The 21,957-nt window shown below is 56.2% G+C and carries 20 protein-coding genes, 1 tRNA gene and 1 pseudogene; 8 read left to right on the top strand and 14 right to left on the bottom strand.

Annotated elements, in window-relative coordinates; all coding sequences use genetic code 11:
• Window positions 1–90: 90 nt before the first annotated feature.
• The 6 genes from aroC to IPM61_11110 form a co-directional block, all read right to left on the bottom strand.
• Entirely contained in the window at window positions 91–1,173 is a 1,083-nt protein-coding gene (gene aroC, locus IPM61_11135) for a chorismate synthase (GenBank protein ID MBK8911868.1), read from the bottom strand.
• Between the two features lie 28 nt (window positions 1,174–1,201).
• Window positions 1,202–1,648 carry a type II 3-dehydroquinate dehydratase gene (aroQ, locus tag IPM61_11130; protein MBK8911867.1) on the bottom strand — a complete coding sequence of 149 codons (447 nt, stop codon included), beginning with the start codon at window positions 1,646–1,648 and terminating at the stop codon, window positions 1,202–1,204.
• 62 nt (window positions 1,649–1,710) lie between these two features.
• Complete coding sequence (locus IPM61_11125) at window positions 1,711–3,162, bottom strand: aminopeptidase P N-terminal domain-containing protein (protein ID MBK8911866.1); 1,452 nt, start codon at window positions 3,160–3,162, stop codon at window positions 1,711–1,713.
• Window positions 3,159–4,136, bottom strand: coding sequence for a hypothetical protein (locus IPM61_11120; protein ID MBK8911865.1), 978 nt, complete (start codon window positions 4,134–4,136; stop codon window positions 3,159–3,161). Before IPM61_11120 ends, IPM61_11125 begins: the two co-directional genes overlap by 4 nt.
• 69 nt (window positions 4,137–4,205) lie before the next feature.
• Window positions 4,206–5,537 carry a metallophosphoesterase gene (locus IPM61_11115; GenBank protein MBK8911864.1) on the bottom strand — a complete coding sequence of 444 codons (1,332 nt, stop codon included), beginning with the start codon at window positions 5,535–5,537 and terminating at the stop codon, window positions 4,206–4,208.
• Between the two features lie 199 nt (window positions 5,538–5,736).
• A complete protein-coding gene (locus IPM61_11110; GenBank protein ID MBK8911863.1) occupies window positions 5,737–7,770 on the bottom strand; it encodes a tail fiber domain-containing protein in 2,034 nt (677 codons plus the stop codon).
• A 539-nt stretch (window positions 7,771–8,309) separates the two neighbouring features.
• Here IPM61_11110 and IPM61_11105 point away from each other — a divergent pair.
• From IPM61_11105 to IPM61_11090, 4 genes are all read left to right on the top strand, one after another.
• A tRNA-Ser gene (locus tag IPM61_11105) sits at window positions 8,310–8,396 on the top strand.
• Window positions 8,397–8,501: 105 nt separating this feature from the next.
• Window positions 8,502–8,822: a YdeI/OmpD-associated family protein gene (locus tag IPM61_11100; protein ID MBK8911862.1), complete on the top strand. Its 321-nt coding sequence runs from the start codon at window positions 8,502–8,504 to the stop codon at window positions 8,820–8,822.
• Between the two features lie 177 nt (window positions 8,823–8,999).
• Window positions 9,000–10,001, top strand: a complete 1,002-nt coding sequence (locus tag IPM61_11095; GenBank protein MBK8911861.1) for a serine/threonine protein kinase — start codon at window positions 9,000–9,002, stop codon at window positions 9,999–10,001.
• A gap of 98 nt (window positions 10,002–10,099) precedes the next feature.
• Window positions 10,100–11,728 (top strand): FAD-dependent oxidoreductase, encoded by a 1,629-nt coding sequence (locus IPM61_11090; protein ID MBK8911860.1) that lies wholly within the window; start codon window positions 10,100–10,102, stop codon window positions 11,726–11,728.
• Window positions 11,729–11,743: 15 nt separating this feature from the next.
• Here the strand turns inward: IPM61_11090 and IPM61_11085 are convergent, their stop codons facing one another.
• From IPM61_11085 to murA, 8 genes are all read right to left on the bottom strand, one after another.
• The gene (locus IPM61_11085) at window positions 11,744–12,277 is read right to left on the bottom strand and encodes a hypothetical protein (GenBank protein MBK8911859.1); all 534 of its coding nucleotides are present in this window, start codon (window positions 12,275–12,277) and stop codon (window positions 11,744–11,746) included.
• A 202-nt stretch (window positions 12,278–12,479) separates the two neighbouring features.
• Window positions 12,480–12,821 (bottom strand): hypothetical protein, encoded by a 342-nt coding sequence (locus IPM61_11080; protein ID MBK8911858.1) that lies wholly within the window; start codon window positions 12,819–12,821, stop codon window positions 12,480–12,482.
• Between the two features lie 345 nt (window positions 12,822–13,166).
• Window positions 13,167–13,331: a hypothetical protein gene (locus tag IPM61_11075; GenBank protein MBK8911857.1), complete on the bottom strand. Its 165-nt coding sequence runs from the start codon at window positions 13,329–13,331 to the stop codon at window positions 13,167–13,169.
• A 66-nt stretch (window positions 13,332–13,397) separates the two neighbouring features.
• Window positions 13,398–13,802: a DUF4279 domain-containing protein gene (locus tag IPM61_11070; GenBank protein MBK8911856.1), complete on the bottom strand. Its 405-nt coding sequence runs from the start codon at window positions 13,800–13,802 to the stop codon at window positions 13,398–13,400.
• A gap of 193 nt (window positions 13,803–13,995) precedes the next feature.
• Window positions 13,996–14,346, bottom strand: coding sequence for a hypothetical protein (locus IPM61_11065; GenBank protein ID MBK8911855.1), 351 nt, complete (start codon window positions 14,344–14,346; stop codon window positions 13,996–13,998).
• Window positions 14,347–14,474: 128 nt separating this feature from the next.
• The gene (gene era, locus IPM61_11060; protein MBK8911854.1) at window positions 14,475–15,395 is read right to left on the bottom strand and encodes a GTPase Era; all 921 of its coding nucleotides are present in this window, start codon (window positions 15,393–15,395) and stop codon (window positions 14,475–14,477) included.
• A gap of 54 nt (window positions 15,396–15,449) precedes the next feature.
• Complete coding sequence (locus tag IPM61_11055; GenBank protein ID MBK8911853.1) at window positions 15,450–16,373, bottom strand: M23 family metallopeptidase; 924 nt, start codon at window positions 16,371–16,373, stop codon at window positions 15,450–15,452.
• Between the two features lie 25 nt (window positions 16,374–16,398).
• Window positions 16,399–17,661, bottom strand: a complete 1,263-nt coding sequence (gene murA, locus IPM61_11050; protein ID MBK8911852.1) for a UDP-N-acetylglucosamine 1-carboxyvinyltransferase — start codon at window positions 17,659–17,661, stop codon at window positions 16,399–16,401.
• Between the two features lie 380 nt (window positions 17,662–18,041).
• On the opposite strand from murA, the gene IPM61_11045 reads away from it, so the two are divergent.
• The 4 genes and pseudogenes from IPM61_11045 to IPM61_11030 all read left to right on the top strand — a co-directional run bounded on the left by IPM61_11045 (window position 18,042) and on the right by IPM61_11030 (window position 21,951).
• Complete coding sequence (locus tag IPM61_11045; GenBank protein MBK8911851.1) at window positions 18,042–19,310, top strand: PepSY domain-containing protein; 1,269 nt, start codon at window positions 18,042–18,044, stop codon at window positions 19,308–19,310.
• A gap of 231 nt (window positions 19,311–19,541) precedes the next feature.
• Window positions 19,542–20,834 carry a GWxTD domain-containing protein gene (locus IPM61_11040; protein MBK8911850.1) on the top strand — a complete coding sequence of 431 codons (1,293 nt, stop codon included), beginning with the start codon at window positions 19,542–19,544 and terminating at the stop codon, window positions 20,832–20,834.
• 115 nt (window positions 20,835–20,949) lie between these two features.
• A pseudogene (locus tag IPM61_11035) lies at window positions 20,950–21,255 on the top strand ((2Fe-2S) ferredoxin domain-containing protein).
• 114 nt (window positions 21,256–21,369) lie between these two features.
• The gene (locus tag IPM61_11030; GenBank protein ID MBK8911849.1) at window positions 21,370–21,951 is read left to right on the top strand and encodes an inorganic diphosphatase; all 582 of its coding nucleotides are present in this window, start codon (window positions 21,370–21,372) and stop codon (window positions 21,949–21,951) included.
• Window positions 21,952–21,957: the final 6 nt, after the last annotated feature.

The following is a 21,957-nucleotide window of genomic DNA, read 5'->3' as shown; positions in this document are numbered from 1 at the left end:
CCGGGATGCCCGGGGCGTTCCGCATTTTTTTTTGAGGAACGCATCAAGGCTTCAACAATCGCATCCCTTTCCCCCTCGCTTTCCCCCCCGTCAACCACCCCTTGCCGATGCACGATGCAGCAGCCAAAGGTCGGCAATCGTCATCAGGGTCATGGCTTCCACCACTGGCACGGCGCGGACCACAATCGTGGGGTCGTGCCGCCCTTCAATCGCGTGTGTCACGGCTTCCCCGCTGCTGCTGCCGTGTTGCTGCGGAACCGCAATCGAAGATGGTGGCTTGAACGCCACGCGGAACCGCACCGGCATCCCGTTCGAGATTCCCCCCTGCACGCCACCGCTGTTGTTCGTTGCCGTCCGCAGCCTTCCCTCCACCGCAACAAACGGATCGTTGTTGGCCGAGCCACGGCTGTTGGCAACGGCAAACCCGGCACCCATCTCAAACCCCATTGCCCCGTTGATGGAGATCATCGCGGCGGCAAGGCGGGCGCTCAGTTTATCGTAGATCGGCTCGCCAAGCCCGGCGGGAAGGCCATCAACGTGGACGGAGATGACCCCACCGGTGGAGTCGCCAGCGGCGCGGAGTTCGCCAATCAGTGCCGCCATCGCAGCGGAAGCAACGTCGTCGTGGCAACGGACGGGTGAGCCGTAGATCTGCTCCGGGACCATCTCACCAATATCACGTTGGGCAACCACTCCCCCCATTGCTGTCACGGCCACGCGCACCGTCAGCGGCATTTGCTGTTGCAGCATCATCCGGGCAACCGCGCCCCCCACCACCCGCGCCAACGTCTCCCGCGCCGAAGCACGACCGCCGCCGCGGTGGTCCCGCACGCCATATTTTTCGGCGTAGGTAAAATCGGCGTGCGACGGGCGGTAGAGATCGGCAAGGGGGGCGTAATCGCACGAACGTTGGTCGCTGTTCCGCACCAGCACGGCGATTGGCGATCCGGTGGTGAGGCCTTCAAACAGGCCGCTTATCACCTCCGGCTCGTCGGCTTCGTTCCGCTGCGTGGTAAGGGCTTGCCCGGGGCGGCGGCGTGCAAGGTCACGGCGGAGCATCTCCAGATCGAACGGAATCCCCGCAGGGCAACCGTCAACCACCGCGCCAATGCCGGGGCCGTGCGATTCGCCGAACGTCGTCAGCCGGAACAGTGTGCCAAAAGTGTTCGCCATGTGGTGCCGAGGGTGCGTTGCGGTTCGGTTAGTTTTTTTGCTGAAGAAGGTCGCGCAGATACTCCACCGCAAGCAGATACCCCCTCCATCCCAATCCCTCAATCCGACCACGGCAGACCGCTGCAACCACCGAACGTTCGCGGAATGGCTCGCGCGCGTGGATGTTGGAAAGATGGACCTCGATCACCGGAATCTCAATTGCCGCGATAGCGTCGCGAATGGCGATGGAGTAATGGGTGTAGGCCCCGGGGTTTATCACCACGGCATCGGCATGGTGGGTGTGGCGCGCGGCGTGCAAAGCGTCAATAATCGCCCCTTCGGAATTGGATTGGAAGAACCGAAGCGCGACCCCTTTCGGCTGGAACGCCTGCCGCAATTTCTCCTCAATATCAGCCAGCGTTTCGTGGCCGTACAGCTCCGGCTGGCGCACGCCAAGCAGGTTCAGGTTCGGGCCGTTGATGATCTGGATTTCCATGGGCGCATCGTTGGTTGAAAAGTTGGCGAATGGCTTGGCGGGCGTTTGCTCCATCCCTCTATCTATCTATCTGCCTCTCCATTCTCTCTGTCGGGTTTCTCGGCGGGGGCGTTCATCAGCCGCTCGATCTCCTGCGCCGTCCGCTCCAACGCTGCCGACATATTGTGCGGGCCTTGCTCGGTCACCAGAATGTCATCCTCGATGCGGATGCCGATGTTCCACCATTTGGGGTCGCAGGGGCTTCCTTCTTTGATGTAGATTCCTGGCTCCACCGTCAGCACCACCCCGGGAACCAGCGCGCCGTAGTCGCCAACGTCGTGCACGTCAAGGCCCAGATAGTGCGAGGTCCCATGCATGAAATACCGCCCCACCTGCCCGCTGTTTTGGATGATCCCCAACTTGATTAACCCATCGGCAATCACTTTGGTGGCGGCGCGGTGCGGGTCGCGGAAATCGTTTCCGGGAAGGCATTCGGCAATGCCCGCGTTCTGCGCCTGCAGGACAAGATCATAAAGGGTCCGTTGCTCCGGCGTGAACGTTCCGTTTACCGGAAACGTGCGGGTGATGTCGGCACTGTAGCCGTGGTACTCCGCGCCGCAATCCATCAGCACCAGGTCCCCTGGCTCCGACTTCCGGCGGTTGGTTTCATAATGGAGGATGCAGGTGTTCGGGCCGGAGCCGACGATGCTGGGATACCCGGGCCAACGCGCGCCGTTCCGCTGGAATCCGTACTCCATCACCGCCTCGAACTGATACTCGTACATCCCTGGCTTGGCGGTCCGGATCGTCTGCCGGTGCCCCTTAATCGAGGCATCAATCGCCCGCTGCATCAGCGCAAGCTCGTTCGGCGATTTCACCAGCCGCAGCGGGTTCAGGATAATCCCCGCGTTCTTCACCACAAGGCTTGGATTGATTGCCTCCAACTGCTTCAGCATCTGCTCCTCCCAGGCGTAGGCCGTTCCGGTCAGCGGCTCGCGCTCCACGTTAAATTTCCAGTCGTCGTAGTACAGCGTGCCGATGGTTGGAAGCAACTGCTTCATCTGCTGGGAAAGCTGCGAGTAGGGGAGCACTGTTTGGATTCCCGTCACCTTTGCTGCGGTTGCCGGCCCCATGGTGATCCCGGTCCAGACCTCGCTGCTGGCATTCCGTTCTTTCACAAACAGGACCTCCTTCGTGACGGTTCCATTGATCGTGATTCCGTGCGGGACAATCAGCAGCGCGCTTTCATCCTCCGTCACTCCTGTCAGATACAGGAGGTTATTCCGCTGGCGGAATTCGTAGTCAATATCGTTCGAGCGGTTTTTCACGTCGGCGGCGCGGACCAGCAAGGCGGCGCGGTCCTCCAACGCGGAAAGCACGCGGCCACGGCGTGCGGCATATTCGGCACGCGGAGGAAGGTCGGTATCGTAGATGGTGTAGTGGTCGTACCGGCCCGGTTCCTGGGCTGCGGCGATTCCGGCAAGGGCGGTCCAGGCAATCGCCACCACGCTGAGTACTCTTCTTCTGTCGCTCATTTCGATTCCTCCTCCATCAACCAATACTCCATCCCGATAATATGCCGCCCGGTGGCGTGCTGCCCGGTGGAGGTCTCGAAGGTGATGTTCCCGAACGTCACGTAGCTTCCGCCAACAACCCTTCCCTCCTTTGGGGCAAAGTAGTAGTGGCCCGCAGCGTTCACCGCCGTTTGTGTTGTCACCTTCTGGTTATCGGGATGGGTGATGGAATAGACGACGTTGCCCGCATCGGAGAAGGCAACGCGAACCGTCTGCTGGCCCAGCGTATCCACCCGCGCTTCGGTGGAGCGGATCGAGGTGTTGCTGGATTGCAAGGTTGGATAGACGTTCTCCAGCAGCAACGGATCGGTGCGCATTCCTCGGGTCTCGCCAACAAAAGAATGCTCGGGGCCAAGCTCCGGAAGCAGCAACGGCTGGAACGGCGCGCCCGGGGCGGTCCCGTAGGCTTGCGGCGTTGCCGAGGGGATAAGCCGCAACCGCTTTCCCGTTGGGGAGATCACAACGCTGATGTAGCGTCCAACCCAGGGGTGGGTGTCGCGGATTACTGCCGGAAGCGTGTCGGCGCGTTCGGTGGCGATGTAGCTCATCACGGTCATCGTCATGGCGTAGCCGTCGGGGACGATGGAGTCGCAGCGGTAGCGGACAACCTCAGTTCGTTCCCGCACAATCAGCCGGTTGGTGCGGCTGAAGATCATGATGGAGTCGTACGAGAGGGAGCGGTAGCGGACCTCCTGGCCCGGCTTGAACTGATACCGCAGCAGAACGCTGTCAAGCTCCATCTGTGAGCTGTCGGTTCCCGCACCTTCAGTGCTTGGCAATGGCACGTTGGAGAGGGGCAAGGTGAAGGGGTTGTTGGAGTATCCGTTGGAGGTTGCAGCCGGGGTTTCGGCGTGCGGCGCGGCGGAAGCAACGGCCACAGAAATCGCGGCAACGAAGCATGGGGTCCAAAGAGTGCGAAGGAAGAATTGAGTCATGGAACGATTGGGAAGAATCAGCGTGCGCGGAATTTGGTTCGGCAAACTACCACAAAGGAACGGTACTGGTTACACCAGCACGATGCGGGTGATTTCCGGCGGGCAGTTCAGCCGCATGGGAATGCCAACCGTGCCGATCCCACGCGACACGTACAGCTGCGAGGTTCGGTTGCTGCGGGCGCGGTACAGCCCCGCCACATACTTGGAGGCAAGCGAAGCGAACGAGACGTTGACGCTATCCAGATGGGCCAGCACCACTTGCCCGCCGTGCGTGTGGCCGCTGAACATGGCATGGACCCCAAGCTGGCTGTACTCCTCGAACGGATAAGGCTTGTGGCACAGGAAAAGTTTGGTTCCGTTTTCGGGGATGCCGCGGGTTAGGTTTTCCAGCGTTCCGGTCTCGGTCTTCCCCTCTTTCAGGTATCCGTTGATGTCGTAGATGCGGTCATCGTCCATCCCCATCAGCCACAGCTTGGCACCGCCCCGTTCAATCGCCAAATTTTCGTTCCGCAGCAGCCGGATTCCCCCCTGCCCAACTTCTTCCGCCACGGTTTTGATGTCGCCGGTGTAGTAGTCGTGGTTGCCGGTAACGCCAAACACGCCAAGCGGTGCACGCAGCCCAGCGAACGCCTCGGCAAAGGGATAGACCTCACCCACCTTGCTGTTGACAAAATCGCCGGTGACGAAGATCAGATCGGGCTTCAGCTTCATTGTTTCGGCGGCGTATTTCTCCATCTGCTCCCGGGTCATAAACACCGAGGAATGGACGTCGGTCAGCAAGGCAATCGTGGTCCCTTTGAACGGCGCGGGGAGGCCAGGAATTTTCATCACCACTTGCTCAACCTGGTGTTCGTGGGTTGTGCCCAGGGCTTTCAGCATGGTGTTGTTGGCGATCACGCCGCCGGTGGCCAACGCAGCCGTCTGCAAAAATCGCCGCCGCGATGCCGGGTGGATTGCCCCCAACCGTGGCACGCCAGCAAGTGCCGGGGCAGCAAGCGGCGCAGATGCTGGCGGCGCAGCAACAGCTTCGCCCGTGGCGATGTCCGTTCCCTTGCGTGTTCGGCTCCGTTGCGCACGCCAGCGTTTCCACCAACCATGCAACATCCATCCCCCACCCACCACTGCCACGTTGCAATGGAGCAGCACCAGCGGGGTTGCGAAACTTTGCATGAACTGGTCCAGGAAATGGGGATTCCAGAGTTTATACACCAGCATGGTGTGGGCGATTGGGAAATCAAGGAAAAGGATAAACAGGGCAAGCCCACCCACCAAGAAAGTTTTGGAGGCTGGGGTGGATGGCTCAATCAAGCGAACCACCTTCCGCGCCAGCAGCAGGTGGAACCCGAGCGACAATCCAACGGAAATGCAAAACGAGATATAGAGTGCAAGGCGGCTTGACATCGTGCTCGGGATGACGCGGAAGCTATCGGTTGAATTTTGGTTGATGGAGTTCGCCACCTCACTCGCCCCCTCCAATTAGGCGTGAGGTCCGGAGAGAACGGGATCAATCAGGCAAAGAAAAACGAAGAGGAACTCCGCTGGTGGGCGTAGTTCCTCTTCGTAAAAATCATTGATGATCTTCCCGACGGGAAGGGGTGAGTTATTTCACCACAACCATCTTCTCGCTGCCAACGATGTTGCCATCGGCAACAAGGCTGTAGACGTAGGTTCCTGCGCGCATTCCTTTCACGCTGATGGTCACTTTTGCGTTGCCACGGTCGGCAAGCGGGATGCGCTGAAGCTCTTTGCCATTCACGTCGGCGATGACAAGCTCACCGGCCTTCGTGGTGGTTGGAAGCGCGTAGCTGATGGTGGTCTCATCGCTGAACGGGTTCGGCGTGTTTTGGCCAAGCGATGCAACGGAGTTGCTGATTGGCGTGCCTGGTGCATCGGAGATGCGCCCAACGTTGAGCAACGAGTCAACCGAGTGGCGAAGGTTCTTCAGCTCGGCAAGGGCGGTGGCCATTTGCTGCTTCAGGTCGTTGTTCTCGGCCTTCAGGTCGGCAACGTCGTTCTTCAGCGTGCTGTTTTCGCTGCTGAGGGTTTCGATCTGCTTTTTGATGTTGGCATCTTCGGTTGCCAGCGCACCAACTTGCGTTGTCAGGTTGGAGACGTTGGTTTTCACGTCGCTGACATCCTTCTTCAGGTCGGTAACTTCTTCATGGTTGGCGGTGACGACATCGCGTTGTTCGCGGATTGCCTCGGCCATCACCGGCACAAGGCCGATGTAGTTGATCCCTTTGTACTCGGTGGAGTTTTCCTCATCGGCACCTGGAACGAAGTTCGTGGTGACCAATTCTGGGAAGACCTTCTCAACTTCCTGGGCAATGAAGCCAACCTGAGTTCCGGTTGGGAGGTTCATGCCGGCGATGTCGGTTTTGAAGGTGTAGCTTTTTGGAGCAAGCTGGGCAACCTTATCAAGCATTCCGGTCAGCGGTTCCACGTTTTCCTTCAGGCGGGCATCGGAGACGCTGCTGAGGGTTCCGGTGTATTTCAGGTTGCCGTTGGCATAAACCGCAGCGTAATCGGCTTGTGCGTTGCTGCCGACGGTGGTTCCATACACGCCATAGACCTGGCCAAGTCCGGTTCCGGTCGCGCTTCCCCAAACGCCAACTTTCATTCCGTTGGTGCTTGCGCCGTCGGCAATGCCGTTCACGCCACGGGTGGAGGACCAGAAGTTACCGGCGGTTCCGGTTCCCGCTGCTGCGTACACATCCAGCTGGCTGGAAGGTGCGGTGGTGTTGATGCCGACCTTGCCGCTGTTCTTCACGTACACACCGTTGATCCAGGTGATCGGTTTGCCGGTGCCAAGAAGCTGCGCGGTGCGGAGGAAGACATCGCCATCGCGGGTCATGCCGATGCTGGCGGCTTCGTCCTGCATGATGCGCTTGTCAACAAGGTCCGTATAGACGTTGTAGGACATCGCCTTGTAGGCCGCATTATCCTGGAAGGTCCAGCGGTCGCCAATCTGAAGAATTTCTTTGGGATCAGTGTTGGCGATACCGATACGCCCTTGCGCGGTGATGCGCATCCGTTCGGTGGTTCCGTTGGTGGTGTTGACGCGGAAACGGAGGCCGTCGTTCTGGACCGTGGTTTTCACGTCAATGAAGCCGGCTTGCGTGATGCCGTCAACAAGCCCGCCGAAAATTCTCATGCCGTTCTGCCCGAACTCCGGCGTGCCACCAAAGTAGAGGTTGCCGTCGGTTGAGCCGCTACCGGAAGGAAGAAGCAGGTTGCCATTGGCAAGGGTTAGGCGTTGCGTTGGGTCGGTGGTTCCAATGCCCAAGCTGCCGGCACCGGTGAAGGTGAAGCGGGGCATGTTCTCCCCTTGCACCATCACGATGTAGTTGGAGTAGCTCCAGAAGTCAACATCCACCAACCCGAAGCGGGCTTGGCTGAATTTCAGATAGTGGCTGGCATCCATTGACCCGCGGAGCTTCAGCGGAAAGTCGTTCATGGCCAAATCGCCCAGAACATCCAGTTTGGCGATTGGATATTTGCCGATCCCAACTTTACCGCCACGCCAGACCGGATCTTCCAGTGTAGCTTGGCCATCCCACTGCTGTGCGCGGGCCGTTCCCGACAGAGCCAGCAGCGCCAGTGCCGATGCACCGAGCAATTGCATGTTTCTCACGATTCGCATGTTGTTTCCCAGAATGGTTTATGTGTGCGTGATCTTTACGTCTTTGTTTACGTCTTTGTTTGCTTTCTTACTTCCGTAAACCCGCCCCCAGCGTGTTGTTCTGGAAGGGCAAAAAGGCTTGCCAGCTGGTGGAATGGTGGCAACAATGCTACGCAGCGTGTGCGGGGAAAGGAGGTTCGGGCGATGGTATCGGTACCGTGTAGCAATGCCGGCAATAGGTTCAAGTAACAGCAACAGCGCGGGCCACCAAGCACGCCGCCATAAAAACGGCTGCAATGTTATTGAATTTCCGGCAGATATTCAATAACTGTTCCGTTTTCCTTCGATTGGCTCAAATCATTACAGGATGTGGGATTCCGTTGGCTCCCCTTTCCCTCTATCAATTCACCACCGTGAAGCCGTTTCACGATGCGTGAAACAACGGCACATCGCTCATCACTCCCCCCTTCCCCGAAAAACGATTCGTTGCGTTTCCATTGTTGATCCCTGGCCTTTTGGCATCATTCGTTGTGTATATTTGCAGCCCTTCCGGAGGGGTGCCAGAGTGGTTGAATGGGACGGTCTCGAAAACCGTTGTGCTCTTATGGGTACCGTGAGTTCGAATCTCACCCCCTCCGCAATCATCATGTTCCGTTGAAGCCGTTGAACCACTATGTGATCTTCAACGGCTTCTGACTTTCCCGCCTATCGGGCAGGAAGGCTTCACCCACCACTGTACGCCAATGACCACCGTAGAAGTCGCAACTGGAGTTGTACACGATCTGCCGCCGGACTTGCAGCAAGCCCTTGTGGCGGACCCAAACGCGCTGCTGAAATGGAACGGCCTTACCCCCCTTGCCCGCAATGAATGGATTTGCTGGGTGATCTCCGTAAAAAAGCAAGAGACCCGGGATGAACATGTCGAACGGGCAATCGCAGAACTGAAGGAAGGGAAACGCCGCCCATGCTGTTGGCTTGGCTGCATTCACCGGACCGACAAGCCGATGAGCTCGTCGCAAGAATACATCACGAACAAACGGCAGAAAAAGAAGCCCGAAGCATGATTGCCCCCAAGCATGGTTGATCCCAGCAAAAAAGGGATCACCATCCACGCGACACCGAACACAGCCTTGTTGGCGCGACGCAAAATCCGTCCCCTTCAAGGCTGTTTTGTTTGATGATCGCTGCGCTGCCCCCACTTTGCTCCCCTTCCTCCACCCGCTCTGCCGTATCTTCACGCCATGAACCTGGAACCAGACCGCTCAGTAGCCGATTTCCACAGCCTGATCCCCGACCGCGTGCTTGATTATGCCGAGGCCGCGCTGGGCCGCCGATGCAGCTCCATCTGCCGCCCATTGAACAGCTACATCAACCGCGTCTTCGAGCTGCAGACCGATAACGGGGAAGGCGTGATCGCAAAGTTTTACCGCCCCGGACGCTGGACCCACGAAGCATTGCTGGACGAGCATGAGTTCCTGCTGGAACTTGCCGAACGGGAGATTCCCGTTGTGCCGCCGCTGACGTTGCAGAACGGCCAAACAATCGGCCAAGCCGGCGGCATCATGTTCGCGCTGTTCCCCAAACGGCTTGGCCGCGCCTGCGATGAGTTCCAAGATGAGGAGTGGGAGCAGTTCGGGCGGCTGGTGGCGCGGATGCACCGCGTTGGCGAAATGCACCCGCCCCGCAATCGCATCACCATTGCCCCCTGGGCCTCCACCCGGGACCACCTGCAAACAATCTTGCAAAGCGGGCTGGTCCCGCAGGCATTCCGCAACGAGTACGAGTCGGCAGCCCAGGCAATGATTGCCGCCGTAACGCCGCTGTTCCAGGGGGCGGAGATGTTTCGGATCCATGGCGATCTGCACCGTGGGAACATCGTCTATCGCCCCGGCGAATCGTTCTTCCTGATTGACTTCGACGACATGGCCGTGGGGCCTGCCGTGCAAGATTTCTGGATGCTCCTTCCCGATTACGCTCGCGGTTCGTTGTTGGAGATTGACCTGTTCATCGAAGGCTACGAAACGTTCCGCACGTTCGACCGCCGGACGCTGCGGATGATCGAGGGGCTGCGCGGAATGCGCTATCTCCATTTCACCGCATGGCTGGTGGCCCAGGCCCGCGACGGCAACGTTGCCCGAATCGCCACCGGCTGGGGAACGCCCGATTACTGGCGCGCCGAAACTCGCTACCTTCGCGAGCAGTTGCAGGAAATCGCCGCAACGGAAAATCCGATGGGATGGTGAGGGGGGGATTCCCGCCGAACCACAGAACCCACCGGTACGCACGCACCAATCGGCCACATATCACACAACAGAACTTCAACGCAACAACAACGCGCACCATGCCAACTATCCGCCGCCCGTTTGCTTCCAGCGCAGCCCACACTCCGTTGTTCGATCTGCTTCGCCGTGCAATCCGCACCGCCGCGCACTCCATGCAGCCGGGCGCGCCGCCGGAAGATGAGTTGCTGGCCATGCGTGGGCAGTTCACAGCATCGCGTCGTGGATTCCTGAAGACCGTTGGCGCGGCAGCGATTGGCGTGGGGATTAGCGGATTCCTTCCGGGATGCCGCACCATTGAGCGGGGCAAGCAAACCGTCCGCTTGGCGATTGTTGGGGCGGGAATGGCGGGGCTGAACGCCGGCTGGAAATTGCGGAACGCCGGAATTGAACCGATGATATTTGAAGCCAGCCGCCGCACCGGTGGGCGGATGTTCACCGCACGCGACATCATGGCCAAAGGGCTAACCACCGAGCTTGGCGGGGAGTTTATTGACACCACCCACACGGAGATGCTGGCGCTGGCAACGGAGTTCGGGTTGCCATTGCACGACACCCTTCGGCCCAGCGAGGCAAGCCTGGTGCGTGAGATGTTTTTCTTCGATGGCAAGGTCTATACCGAAGCCGAAGTGATTGCCGACTTCAAACCCCTTGCCGCACGGATCAAAGCAGACTACGACCAGCTGCCAGATGTGATAGATTTCCAACGCACCGACGGCGCAACGTTCGACAATCAATCCATTGCCGACTACCTGACGGCGATTGGCGCAACCGGGCGGCTGCGGAAGCTGCTAGAGGTGGCCTACGTCACCGAGTACGGTCTGGACCTGGACCAGCAATCGGCCATCAACTTCCTGTTCCTGATCGGCGAGGACCTTGCCCCTGCTGGCGAAGCGTTCAGCATCTTCGGCCCCAGCGATGAACGCTACAAAGTGGAAGGTGGAAACCAGAGGATTGTTGATGAGTTGGCCACGCGGCTTGCCGAGAATATCCAAACGGAGCACCGGTTGGAAGCGATTCGGCCACACGGGGGGCGGGGGCTTACGCTTACCTTCCAGCAGGGGAACGGCGCGGCGGTGGATGTTCATGCCGAAGCTGCGATTATCACCCTGCCGTTCAGCGTGCTCCGTTCGGTTGATCTTTCGGCACTGAACCTTCCGCCAGTAAAACGCCGTGCCATTGCCGAGCTTGGCTACGGAACCAACGCTAAGTTGATGGTGGGGATGAAACGCCGATTATGGCGGGAGCAAGGATATGTCGGCTACTGCTTCACGAACGAGGCAGCGCAGATGGGATGGGACAACAGCCAGATGCAGCCCGGGACCGAAGGGGGTTTCACCCTGTTCAGCGGCGGCGCAGCGGGGCTTACCGTGGGCAATGGAACGCCAGCCGCGCAGGCGGAGCGGCTGCTTCCCGGCATCGAAAAAATTTACCCGGGGATTACCGCCCAGCAGAACGGGAATATCGAGCGATTCCACTGGCCAAGCTACCCGCACGCGTTAGGGAGCTACAGCTGCTACAGACCTGGGCAATGGACCACGATTGCTGGGGCCGAAAAACTCTCCATTGGCAACCTGTACTTCGCTGGCGAGCATTGCAGTTATGATTTTCAAGGATTCATGGAAGGAGCCGCCGCCACCGGCAAAAGCGTTGCCGAAGAGATCATCGCGGTGGTGAGGAATAAGGGGTAGGGTGAAGCATAATCTCTATGAAACGCTCCGCAGTAGCTCTCTAGCTTCAGTTATTGAATAGAGGCTGGGAAGGCCAGGTTTTCTATGCCTTAAATGCAGAAGAATAAATTTTTTAGAAAGCTCCATTTGATTCAATCTTCGATAGGAATTAGCGATGCGAAACCTACAATCATTCAACAACGACTCTGCCCACCTCTTTCCTTCTCCACATTCATCATATGCTATTTTTGAGACACCTCTTCGAAGAAGTTTTTTCAATATATGAATTGACTCCTCTTCCCTGTTTATCATATCTAAAGTTGTGGCCAAATCCCAAAGAACCAATGGGCAATGAGGCTTGATTTCTATTGCTTTCAATGACACATCTAATGCTTCTTCATACTTATGCTCCTCATAATATGTTGAGCTTAATCTGGTTAACAGCCAATGGTTCTGGGGGTCTTTTGTCAATTCTTTCACAATAAGCCTTCTTGCTTTTCCCCATTCATTTCTGTCAAATAAATCATTGATGATTTTCGATCGAATTCTATTTTCAATTACTGCTTTCATTGTCTTCAAAATTTAGTTTTTATGATTTTTTATATGGGCCAGTCATCTGCTGGCCGTGCCAGACGGCTAATTGCTCCTTGCTCCCACCACCCACGGGTACGCCTGACCTACGACGCTGTCTGGCAATGGCCTCGTGGTACAGACACTTTTGCTGGCACGCCACATGGCGCGGCTGGATTGATCTCCCATTACTAACCCACCGTCAAATGAACCGGTAGTCTTTTATGACTCCATCCCACTCCTCTCCATAGGTAATAAATTCAATGAACTTGATCTTCTCATCTGATACATCCACTTCATAACCTATGCCATATTTTAATCCTTGAATCTCAATATTCTCATTCGTACTTATACAACCATCAGAGATTTCGAGGCATGGAATAGAGACTTGCGGATCTTTTACATAGCAAAAATCCACATACATACCTACTCCTGTAACCTCTCTATTCAGCACTCTTAGAAAAGGTATGTGTTCCTGTATTGTCGGGTATTTCACCGATAATTTGCTTAATATCGCTTTCTCAAGTTCGTTTAATTCTTCCATCTTAGGGTTCTTTTCTACTAAATGTAGAGCCATTCACCATGGATTTATATACTTACCTGAACATGATAATATTAACACCGCACTTAAAAAAATCAATAAACATGCATACCTAACCTTTACATCATTCCAATAAATAATAATTGATGATAGTAGTGATAATGCAATTATTAATTCTATAATTAAATAGAACTCATGCATTATCATTCTCATCTCATCTATTTGCACACCAAAATAAATTACAATATCAATAACGCATATGGTTATCAATAATGCGATTCCGATTATCAATATCGTCCTTTTCATTTATTCCACCTATAACGCACATTACTATACTACTTCGCTTTCCTACTTCAGATACTCCGTTGAATACAGAAACACATTCCGCCGCCAAGCGGTGTCGCAGAAGGGGCTGGTCATCTGTTGGCCGTGCCAGACGGCTAATTGCTCCTTGCTCCCACCAAGCAGATACTGCACCCAGGGGTACGGCTGACCTACGATGCTGTCTGCCAATGGGCCGTGGTAGAGGTAATCTCTACGCAGGTGTTTTTATCTATGGCTGGATATAGCTGATGTTTTTTAGGCACTCCATATAATATCTATATCTATCTCCGCACCGATTTCCGATAAGAATTTTAATTGCCAATTTTCCATATGAACTGATGGAATACTATTCTCACAGTCGTCATATAAAAACACAACGCATTGTAGCTCAATAAAAAATTGCTGAGCAATTTCTTTAACCTTATCCGCTACAGGTTCTAATTGCTTAATAATGATATTCAGTAATTCATCAAAACTATCTCCAACCTTATCAACCCTCAACTCCCACCCATCCTCTTTATTACGATGACCAGTTCTATTAGTCACTAAATCTCCTTTATGCCAGACTTTTGTTGGACATATGTTGAGTAGTGATGTTATGTCTTCATGATTAAGATTTTCTCCAGTAATCCTAATCATCAATCGAATATTATGTTCCATATTTTTTGATATTTATGGTAAGAGGTTTTCTATGATTGATACCATTTTTTGGTTTGATATAAATTTCACCTCTGACAGCAGCTCGTGGTATAGATGTGTCTGCCCCCCTCTCTTATAACGTTGTAGGGGGATCGCCAATCCCAATAACTATTCTCCCATGGGTTTTTGTTCATCTATCTTTAACATCCGGCTGTTATTCCGATTTATAGCAACTCACGGCTAAGCAGCCTCCTATTTTGCTTATTAATTTTAAGTGCTCAGGCTCAAATTCCACGTTGCACTGATCTATATATTCAAAAGCATAATAGAAAACAATTTCAGACCCACCGTAAGTATGCATTGCCTCATGTTGATTTTTGAGCGTTTCCATTAGGATGTCTTGACCATAGACAGATCGTTCATCAGTTTCAAGCAGCGACAACAACAAAATTTTATTGCCAATATCAACTTTTATTTGCTCACTGAACAGAGCTGTCTGGAGATAATTTCCAATATCAAAATTATCTCCAGAGATTGTTACGTAATAGCTTATCAGATTGACCATCTTGATTTGCAAACCCTTCTACTGGGGTATCAGTATTTTCTGTTGGCCGTGCCAGACGGCTAATTGCTCCTTACTCCTTGCTCCCGCCAAGCAAATACTGCACCCAGGGGTATGAGGAAATAATTCAATCAATACCCAAAACTCCGGAGCCGGCTTTCGCTGCCGCGCCAGTTTTCGCGGACTTTTACGAACAACTCTAGATAAACCCCTTGCCCCAAAAATTCCTCGATTTCCGTGCGTGCCCGCTGGCCTAACCGCTTCAGTGCCTCCCCTTTGTTGCCGATGATGATCCCCTTCTGGGTGTCGCGCTCAACAATAATTTCCGCGCTGATGAAGAGCTTCTCCGGCTGCGGACGCTCCTTGAATTGCACGATGTTCACCTCCACCGCGTAAGGGATTTCCTGCTTGTACAGCTGCATCACCTTTTCCCGAATTAGCTCGCTCACAAAAAACCGCTCTGGCTGCTCGCTGATGATCTCGGGGTCGTACAGCGGCTGGCCCAGCGGCAGATAGTTCGCCAGCACCTCCATCAGCCGCTCGGTGTTTTGGGCGTACAGCCCCGAAGCCGGAACCACCTCGGCAAACGCGTTCATCTTCAGGAATTTCTCCATGATTGGCAGCGCCTCCTTTTTATCCTTCAGCAGGTCCATTTTGTTCAGCAGAAGGATGATCGGCTTGCGGAGCTTGGTGATGTCGCCAACGGGGGTGGTGGCAAGTCGCTCAAGGTTGGGATCGTTGACGTCCATCATCAGCAGAATCACATCGGCATCGGCAAGGGCGCTGGTGACGTAGCCAACCATTTTTTCCTGCAGCAAGTAGCGCGGCGTAAGCACCCCGGGAGTGTCGTGAAAAATGATCTGGGCGCGGTCGTTGGTGGCAATCCCCAACACACTTTTGCGCGTGGTTTGCGGCTTTTTGGTGACGATGGAGAGCTTCGCGCCAAGCAACGTGTTCAGCAGTGTTGATTTGCCAACGTTTGGCTCGCCAACGATAGCCACATACCCGGTGCGGAATTGCTCGGAAATCGGTTCGGAAGTTGGTTCAGACATGGAGGAAATAGAGTATCGGTTGTTTTGGTTATCGTTGGGAAGCCTTGTTGCTGCTTACGGCAGCATCGTCATCGGGTTCATCCGTTGCCGTTCTTTCCAGACTTGGAAATGGAGGTATCGCCCCCCTTTCGGTCCGCCAGCTTTGCCGATTTGCTCGCCACGGCGCACGTTGCTTCCACGGCGAACCGTGGCCGATGCAAGGTTGGCATAAACGGTGCGGTAGCCCGCGCCGTGATCCACAATCACCACCGTTCGGTAGCCAGGCATCCAGGTCACCAGCGTGACGCGCCCCGGCCCCGCGCTGCTGACGTTCCCCTGCGCATCCGCCCGGATGTTGACCCCCGGGTTGATCGTCACGGTGTTCGTTTTGGGGTTGTACCGCTCGCCATAATCCAGCAAGATTTTTCGGGAATCCATCGGCCAATCTAACTCTGCACCCGCGCTGCTTGGCGTTGCTTCAGGAGGCTTCGGTGATAGGCCTGTTACTGGCGGCTGGGGGGGGCGGCTCCGTTGCTCCTTCGCCTGCAGTTTGCTGATGATCTTTTCAATTTTATCCCCCCCCTTCCCCGTGATTTTTTTTGGCGCGGCCGGCTTTGTTGCAGCCGACTTCTGCGGGCGTGGCTTGGGCTTGCTGGCCGTGGCGTTTTTTTGCTTTGCCGGTTGCCCCTTGTTTAGCAGCTGTGTGATTGCATTGGCAAGGGAGTCGCGCTGGGCGCGGAGCTTGGCAAGCTGTTTACGGGAACTGCTGGTTGGTTTCCCTTTTTCCAGTTTGCTGATTGCCCGGTTCAGCGAATCGCGCTGGGCACGCAGCCGCCGAAGCTCACCCTGGCGTGCGGAAGTTTTTTTGCCAGGCTGCTGTTGCGCAATCTCTGCGGCACCGTTGCCAACCAACGCCACCCCATCCCGATGCTGGCCGGCATGGCACGCCGCGCCAATCGCCAGCAATGCTGCAAGCATCAGGGTGGGCAATCGCTTCATGGCTCAAGCGTTGGGTTGCGGGCCATCATAACTCATCGGTTTTCACGCGGCGGATGTCGGCCCCAAGTGCCTCCAGCTTCAGCTCCAGCGATTCGTAGCCGCGATCAAGGTGGTAGATCCGCAGAACCTCGGTTTCCCCTTCGGCCACAAGCCCGGCAAGGACCATTGCAACGGAAGCGCGAAGGTCGGTGCTCATCACGGTTGCGCCGGTTAATGGCTTGCCGCCGCGGATGGTGGCCACGTTATCGCTTACGTGGATATCGCAGCCAAGCCGCGAAAGCTCCGGCACGTGGCTGAAGCGGTCCTTGTAGATGGTCTCCTTCACCGTGCTGGTTCCCGCCGCGCAGGTCATCAGCGACATCCACTGGGCCTGCATATCGGTTGGGAATCCGGGATAGACGGAGGTAGTGATGTCCACCGGCTTCAGCTCGTCGGGGGCGGTTAGGGTTATCTCATCAGCACGGATATCAAGCTGGCATCCGGCTTCTTCCAGTTTCTCCAGCACCAGCGCAAGGTGGTACGGATTGGCGTTGGTCAGCGTTGCCTTCCCTTTGCTCATGGCAACCGCCACAAGCAAGGTCCCTGTTTCGATTCGGTCGGGGATGGTTTCGATGTTGGCGGGCTTCAGGTCCTCCACCCCTTCAATGGTGATGGTGGAGGTCCCAAGTCCCTCAATCTGCGCCCCCATTTTTTGCAGCAACCGCCCCGCGGCCGTCACCTCCGGCTCGATTGCTGCATTGTTGATAACGGTGCGCCCGCGCGCCAACGTTGCCGCCGCCATGATGTTGAAGGTTGCCCCCACCGAGGCGATGTCGAACGTGACGGTTGCGCCGCGAAGCCGTTCAGCACGGGCAATAATGTATCCCCCTTCAAGGGCTATCTCCACTCCTAATTTCTCCAGCCCTTTCAGATGGAAATCCACCGGGCGTGGTCCCCAAGCGCAGCCGCCGGGAAGCGAGACTTTTGCGTAGCCATAGCGTGCAACCAGCGGCCCAAGCACGTGGATGCTGGCGCGCATCTGCTTGACGTAGGAGTAGGGGGCTTCCTGCGACGTGATGTTGCCGGTGTTGATATGAAGGATGTTATCGTTCAGCTCGCAGTGAACGCCCATGCTGGCCATCAGCCGCGACATGGTCCAGACATCGCGGATGTTGGGGGTGTTGGTGAACTCATACGCCCCGGGCGCAAGAAGCGCGGCGGGCATAAGCTCAAGGGTTGCATTTTTTGCGCCGGAGATTGCAACGGTTCCGTTAAGGGGCGTTCCCCCTTGCACAATGAATTTATCCATACGTCGGCAAGTTTACTGATTTCTTGTTGATAGAGGTTCCTGGCCGGGGCGGCTTCGCCCACAACAGCCCAGCCCTTTCGCCTATTTGGCAACCTGGTTGGCAAAGGTGAGTGCCCTTATACCCGATTCCCCAGGCATCGTTCCCGCACGCCGGCTGTAAGATTTTTTTGTGATGCGGATAATCCTTCCCGGAAGGGCTGGGTCACAGCCGCCACTTCGCATTGCATTTCCTGTTTGGCATCCCGCTCTTTCACAACTCCCTGAAGCATACTGCTAACCACTGCGGCCCGTTCACCGTTACCGGTGACGATGGATGCCCAAAAGGGAATGCAGCGATGAACAGGTAACCGATACACTGAATACGCTCTTAGAGGTATCCCATGAACAACACTTGCTTGGCCCGCACACGAAGCGGGCTGATGATAATTGCTATTGCCCTAACCGCACTGCTTGCCAGCTGCTCGGACCCCGCAACCTCTCCCGATTCCATTTCCACTTCCGGCTACGACGGCACGGTGGCCACCAGCGACCCCGTTAGCAAAGCCGAAGCCGATAGCGTCCGCGCCAATGCCGACCGGTTTTGGGCCGACAGCACATTGTTCACCATTGACCAAGTCATCCAGATTATCCGCGCACGGTATCACAATGCCGAAATCTTGGGGATCAACCTGAACACCGACCAAGACCAGCGCGTGTACGAAGTCGTGATCCGCACAGGGGGGCAGGTAATCGTGGTGGTGATTAACAACAACAGTGGGCACGTGACGGCAACCGAGCCGATCACCAACTACTACTACCCCGCCTCCATTGTTATCACCCAACCGTGTGTTGATATTCGCATCATCCGCCACAAGCTGAAGGTCCAGTTTGATGGCGAAGTGGTGGAATGCAACATGCAGGAGATCGAGAACCGCGCAACGTACGTAATCGTTATCATCACCCGCGAACATCGCTACGTCACCATCTACATTGATGCCCACACCGGAAAACCATGCAAGGTGGATGACGATGATGACGACGACGATGACAATGGCCACGACTGCGACAACCACGACGGAAAACACAAGCACAAAAAAGGTCGCGGACACTACCGCCACGGCAAGGGGCATGGCTACGGCCACCATTACCACCACCACTGCGATTGCGACCACGATGATGATGACGACGATCATGGCCACGACAGCGACAGCTGCCAGAGCGACTCCACAGCGGTTGGGGTTGCCATCATCACCCGCGACTCCGCGCAAACCATTGCCGCCGGAATGTTCGACAGTGCCCAAGTCACCACAACCCATCTTCGGGTCCAAAGTGACTCCGTGATCTGGTACACCGTCTCCATGAAACGCGACTCCAACACCTACAAGCTCACCATTGATGCCCGCACGGGAATGCTGGTGGCGGTGGAGCAGGAATCGGGGGATTTCAACAGCGGTGAGTTCACGCCAACGCACACCGACCCCGCGCTGATTCCCCTTTCGCAAGCACGCGCTGCGGCACTGGCCAACACGCCGGGGAACGTCACCGATTGGACGCTGGAGCAAGAATCGGGGAAGTGGGTGTATGCGTTTGCCATTGCGCCAACCAACGGCGGGCCGGCCACGCACGTTGTGGTGGATGCCCAATCGGGCCAGATTGTGCGCGCTGGCTAAAAGCCGGAAGAATCGAACGATCTATAATCGAACGCTCTCCTTCAGGAAAAGCCGCACGGGAAATCATATCCCGGGCGGCTTTTTCATGTTCCACACTGCTACGGTGTTGGGGGGATTCTACATGAGCTTCCTTCCGTATCTTGGCGGCGTAAACGTTTAGGACAGGATCAAGATAGATAGAGGAGTTTACCGCGTAAGGCCGGCGCTGGCCGTGCGGTTGGAACATTGCTTATGAGACAAGTTTTGCTTGTGATTGGGTTGTGGGCCGCAGTGGTGGCCGTACCGCTCGTTGGTCCGCTTGCCGCGCAATCGCTGGACCGGGAAAGTATCTTTTTTGATGCCATCCCTTTTGCCGGCAGAACAAAGGATTCTGCGCGGATGGACCTCTATCTGGCACTCCCCTACGCCACGCTAAAGTTTGAGCGCAACGGCGGGAAGTACCAAGCCCGCTACCAGGTCACCTTCACCGTGCAGGGGGAAGGGAAAAAATGGCTGGACACCACCTTCACCCGCGACCTTTCCACCGCTTCCTACGATGCCACCGTTGGGCGGCCGGCACGCTACGAATTCTTCCAGCGGAAGGCATTCCTCCCCCCCGGAAACTACACCGCCACGGCGGAGATTGTGGACGTGAAAAACAACCTTGCCGGAACAATCCGCCGCAACGCCACCGTGCGCGATTACCTTGCCGAACGGTTCGCGCTCAGCGGGTTGATGCTGGTCTCCAAAATTCGGGAGAACGGGAGCGGGCACACCATCACCCCGATGTTCACCGAGAATATCAGCACCCTTCCCGACGGCTACTTCCTGTTTTTTGAAGCCTACAACAACACCAGCGACACCGCCTTCCGGCTGACGGCAAACTACAGCACTCCAAAAGGCGATCCCGTCGCCTCGCTCTCCTTCCCGAAATCGCTTCCCACGGGGCGTTCGCAAGCGTGGGTTCGGTTGCCGTCGAAGAATCTTGCCAAAGGGTTGTTCAACGTGGAGCTGAAGGCCACCACCGCCGCCGACACCAACAACGCGTTGGCAACATCGGCGCGGTTGATTCGCGTTGCCGAGTCGTTGGATGGAATGCCGCTGACCGAGGCCGAGCTGGATGAAAAGATCGTGCAACTCCGCTACGTCGCAACCCAGAGTGAGGTGGACGACATCCGCAGCGGATCAAGTTTCGACGAAAAGAAACGGCGATATGCGGCCTTCTGGGAACGGCTTGACCCCACCACAGGAACGCAAAAAAATGAAGCGATGATTGAGTACTTCCGGCGGATTGAATACGCCAACGACAAGTTCCGCAGCTACGCCGCCGGCTGGCTTACCGACATGGGCCGCGTGTACATCATCTACGGCCAGCCGGACAACGTCCAGCGCGACCCCTTCCGCCGCGACGGGCGCGCGGTGGAGGTGTGGCAATACTACGGCCAGCGCAACCTTCGCCTCACCTTCGTTGACGACAACGGTTTTGGCGATTACCGGCTGGCCACCGCAATCCCGCTTGGGGACAAATACCAGTACAAAGGATAACGGGAGCGGAACGGAAGCCACGCGTGGTGGCCTTCCCTCTTCTCCTCCTCCCCCCAAAAAACATCAACCGCTGTTCATTACCCGACAGCCATTCCTAACCAGCAATTTTCCAGCTATGCGTTACGCCAAACATCTCTTTATCTGCACCAACGAACGTGAGCCCGGGCATCCGCGAGGGTCGTGCAAGAATTGCGGGAGCGAGGAGCTTCGCTCGCAGTTCAAGCAGGCACTGAAAGAGCGCCGCCTTCACGGAACAATGCGCGCAAACTCCGCCGGCTGCTTGGATGCCTGCGAGTACGGCGCGGCAATGGTCGTCTATCCCGACAACGTCTGGTATGGGGGCGTAACCACGGCGGATATTGATGAGATCATCGAATCGCACCTGATTGGCGGCCAGCCGGTGCAGCGGCTTCGCATCCCCCACAAACGCTACACCCCCGAGGACCAGCTCCCGTTTGAAATCGAAGAAGCGCCCAACAACAACGATCAACCATAATTCACACAAACACGCTCCCCTTTCCCAGCAGGCAACAGTATGACCTCACCAATTCCTTTGCTCCAGATTCCATCGGGGGCCAACGTTCCCCAGATTGTCAACGGGATTATCGAGATTCCGCGTGGCTCGCGCAGCAAGTATGAGTACGTCCCGAAGTACAACTGCTTCAAGCTCGACCGGGTCCTCTACTCGCCGATGCACTACCCCACCGCCTACGGGTTTGTGCCAAGCACCCTGTACGTTGATGGCGACCCGCTGGACATCCTGGTGCTGACCGACGAACCGACCTTCACCGGCTGCTTGATTGAGGCCCGCCCAATCGGGGTGATGCGGATGACCGACAGCGGGATCCCCGACGACAAGATCATCACCGTGGCCGCACGCGACCAACGCTACCAGCACTACGCCTCGCTGGAGAATATGAAGCCGCATGAGAAAGTGGAGTTGGAGCACTTCTTCTCCATCTACAAAACTCTGGAAGGAAAAAGCACCAGCATTGACGGCTGGGGCGACGTTGACTACGCCCACCAAGTGATCCACGAAGCCATGGAACGGTACGCGAAGGTTGCTGCCGGAACCCCGTTGCATGAAGTCCTTGCAACCCCGAAAACCCATTCGTGAGAAGCA

It is taken from the genome of Chlorobiota bacterium (assembly GCA_016710285.1).
Lineage (GTDB): Bacteria > Bacteroidota > Ignavibacteria > OLB7 > OLB7 > OLB7.
Note: the sequence above shows the minus strand (reverse complement) of the source record. Positions and strands in the feature narration are given on the sequence as shown.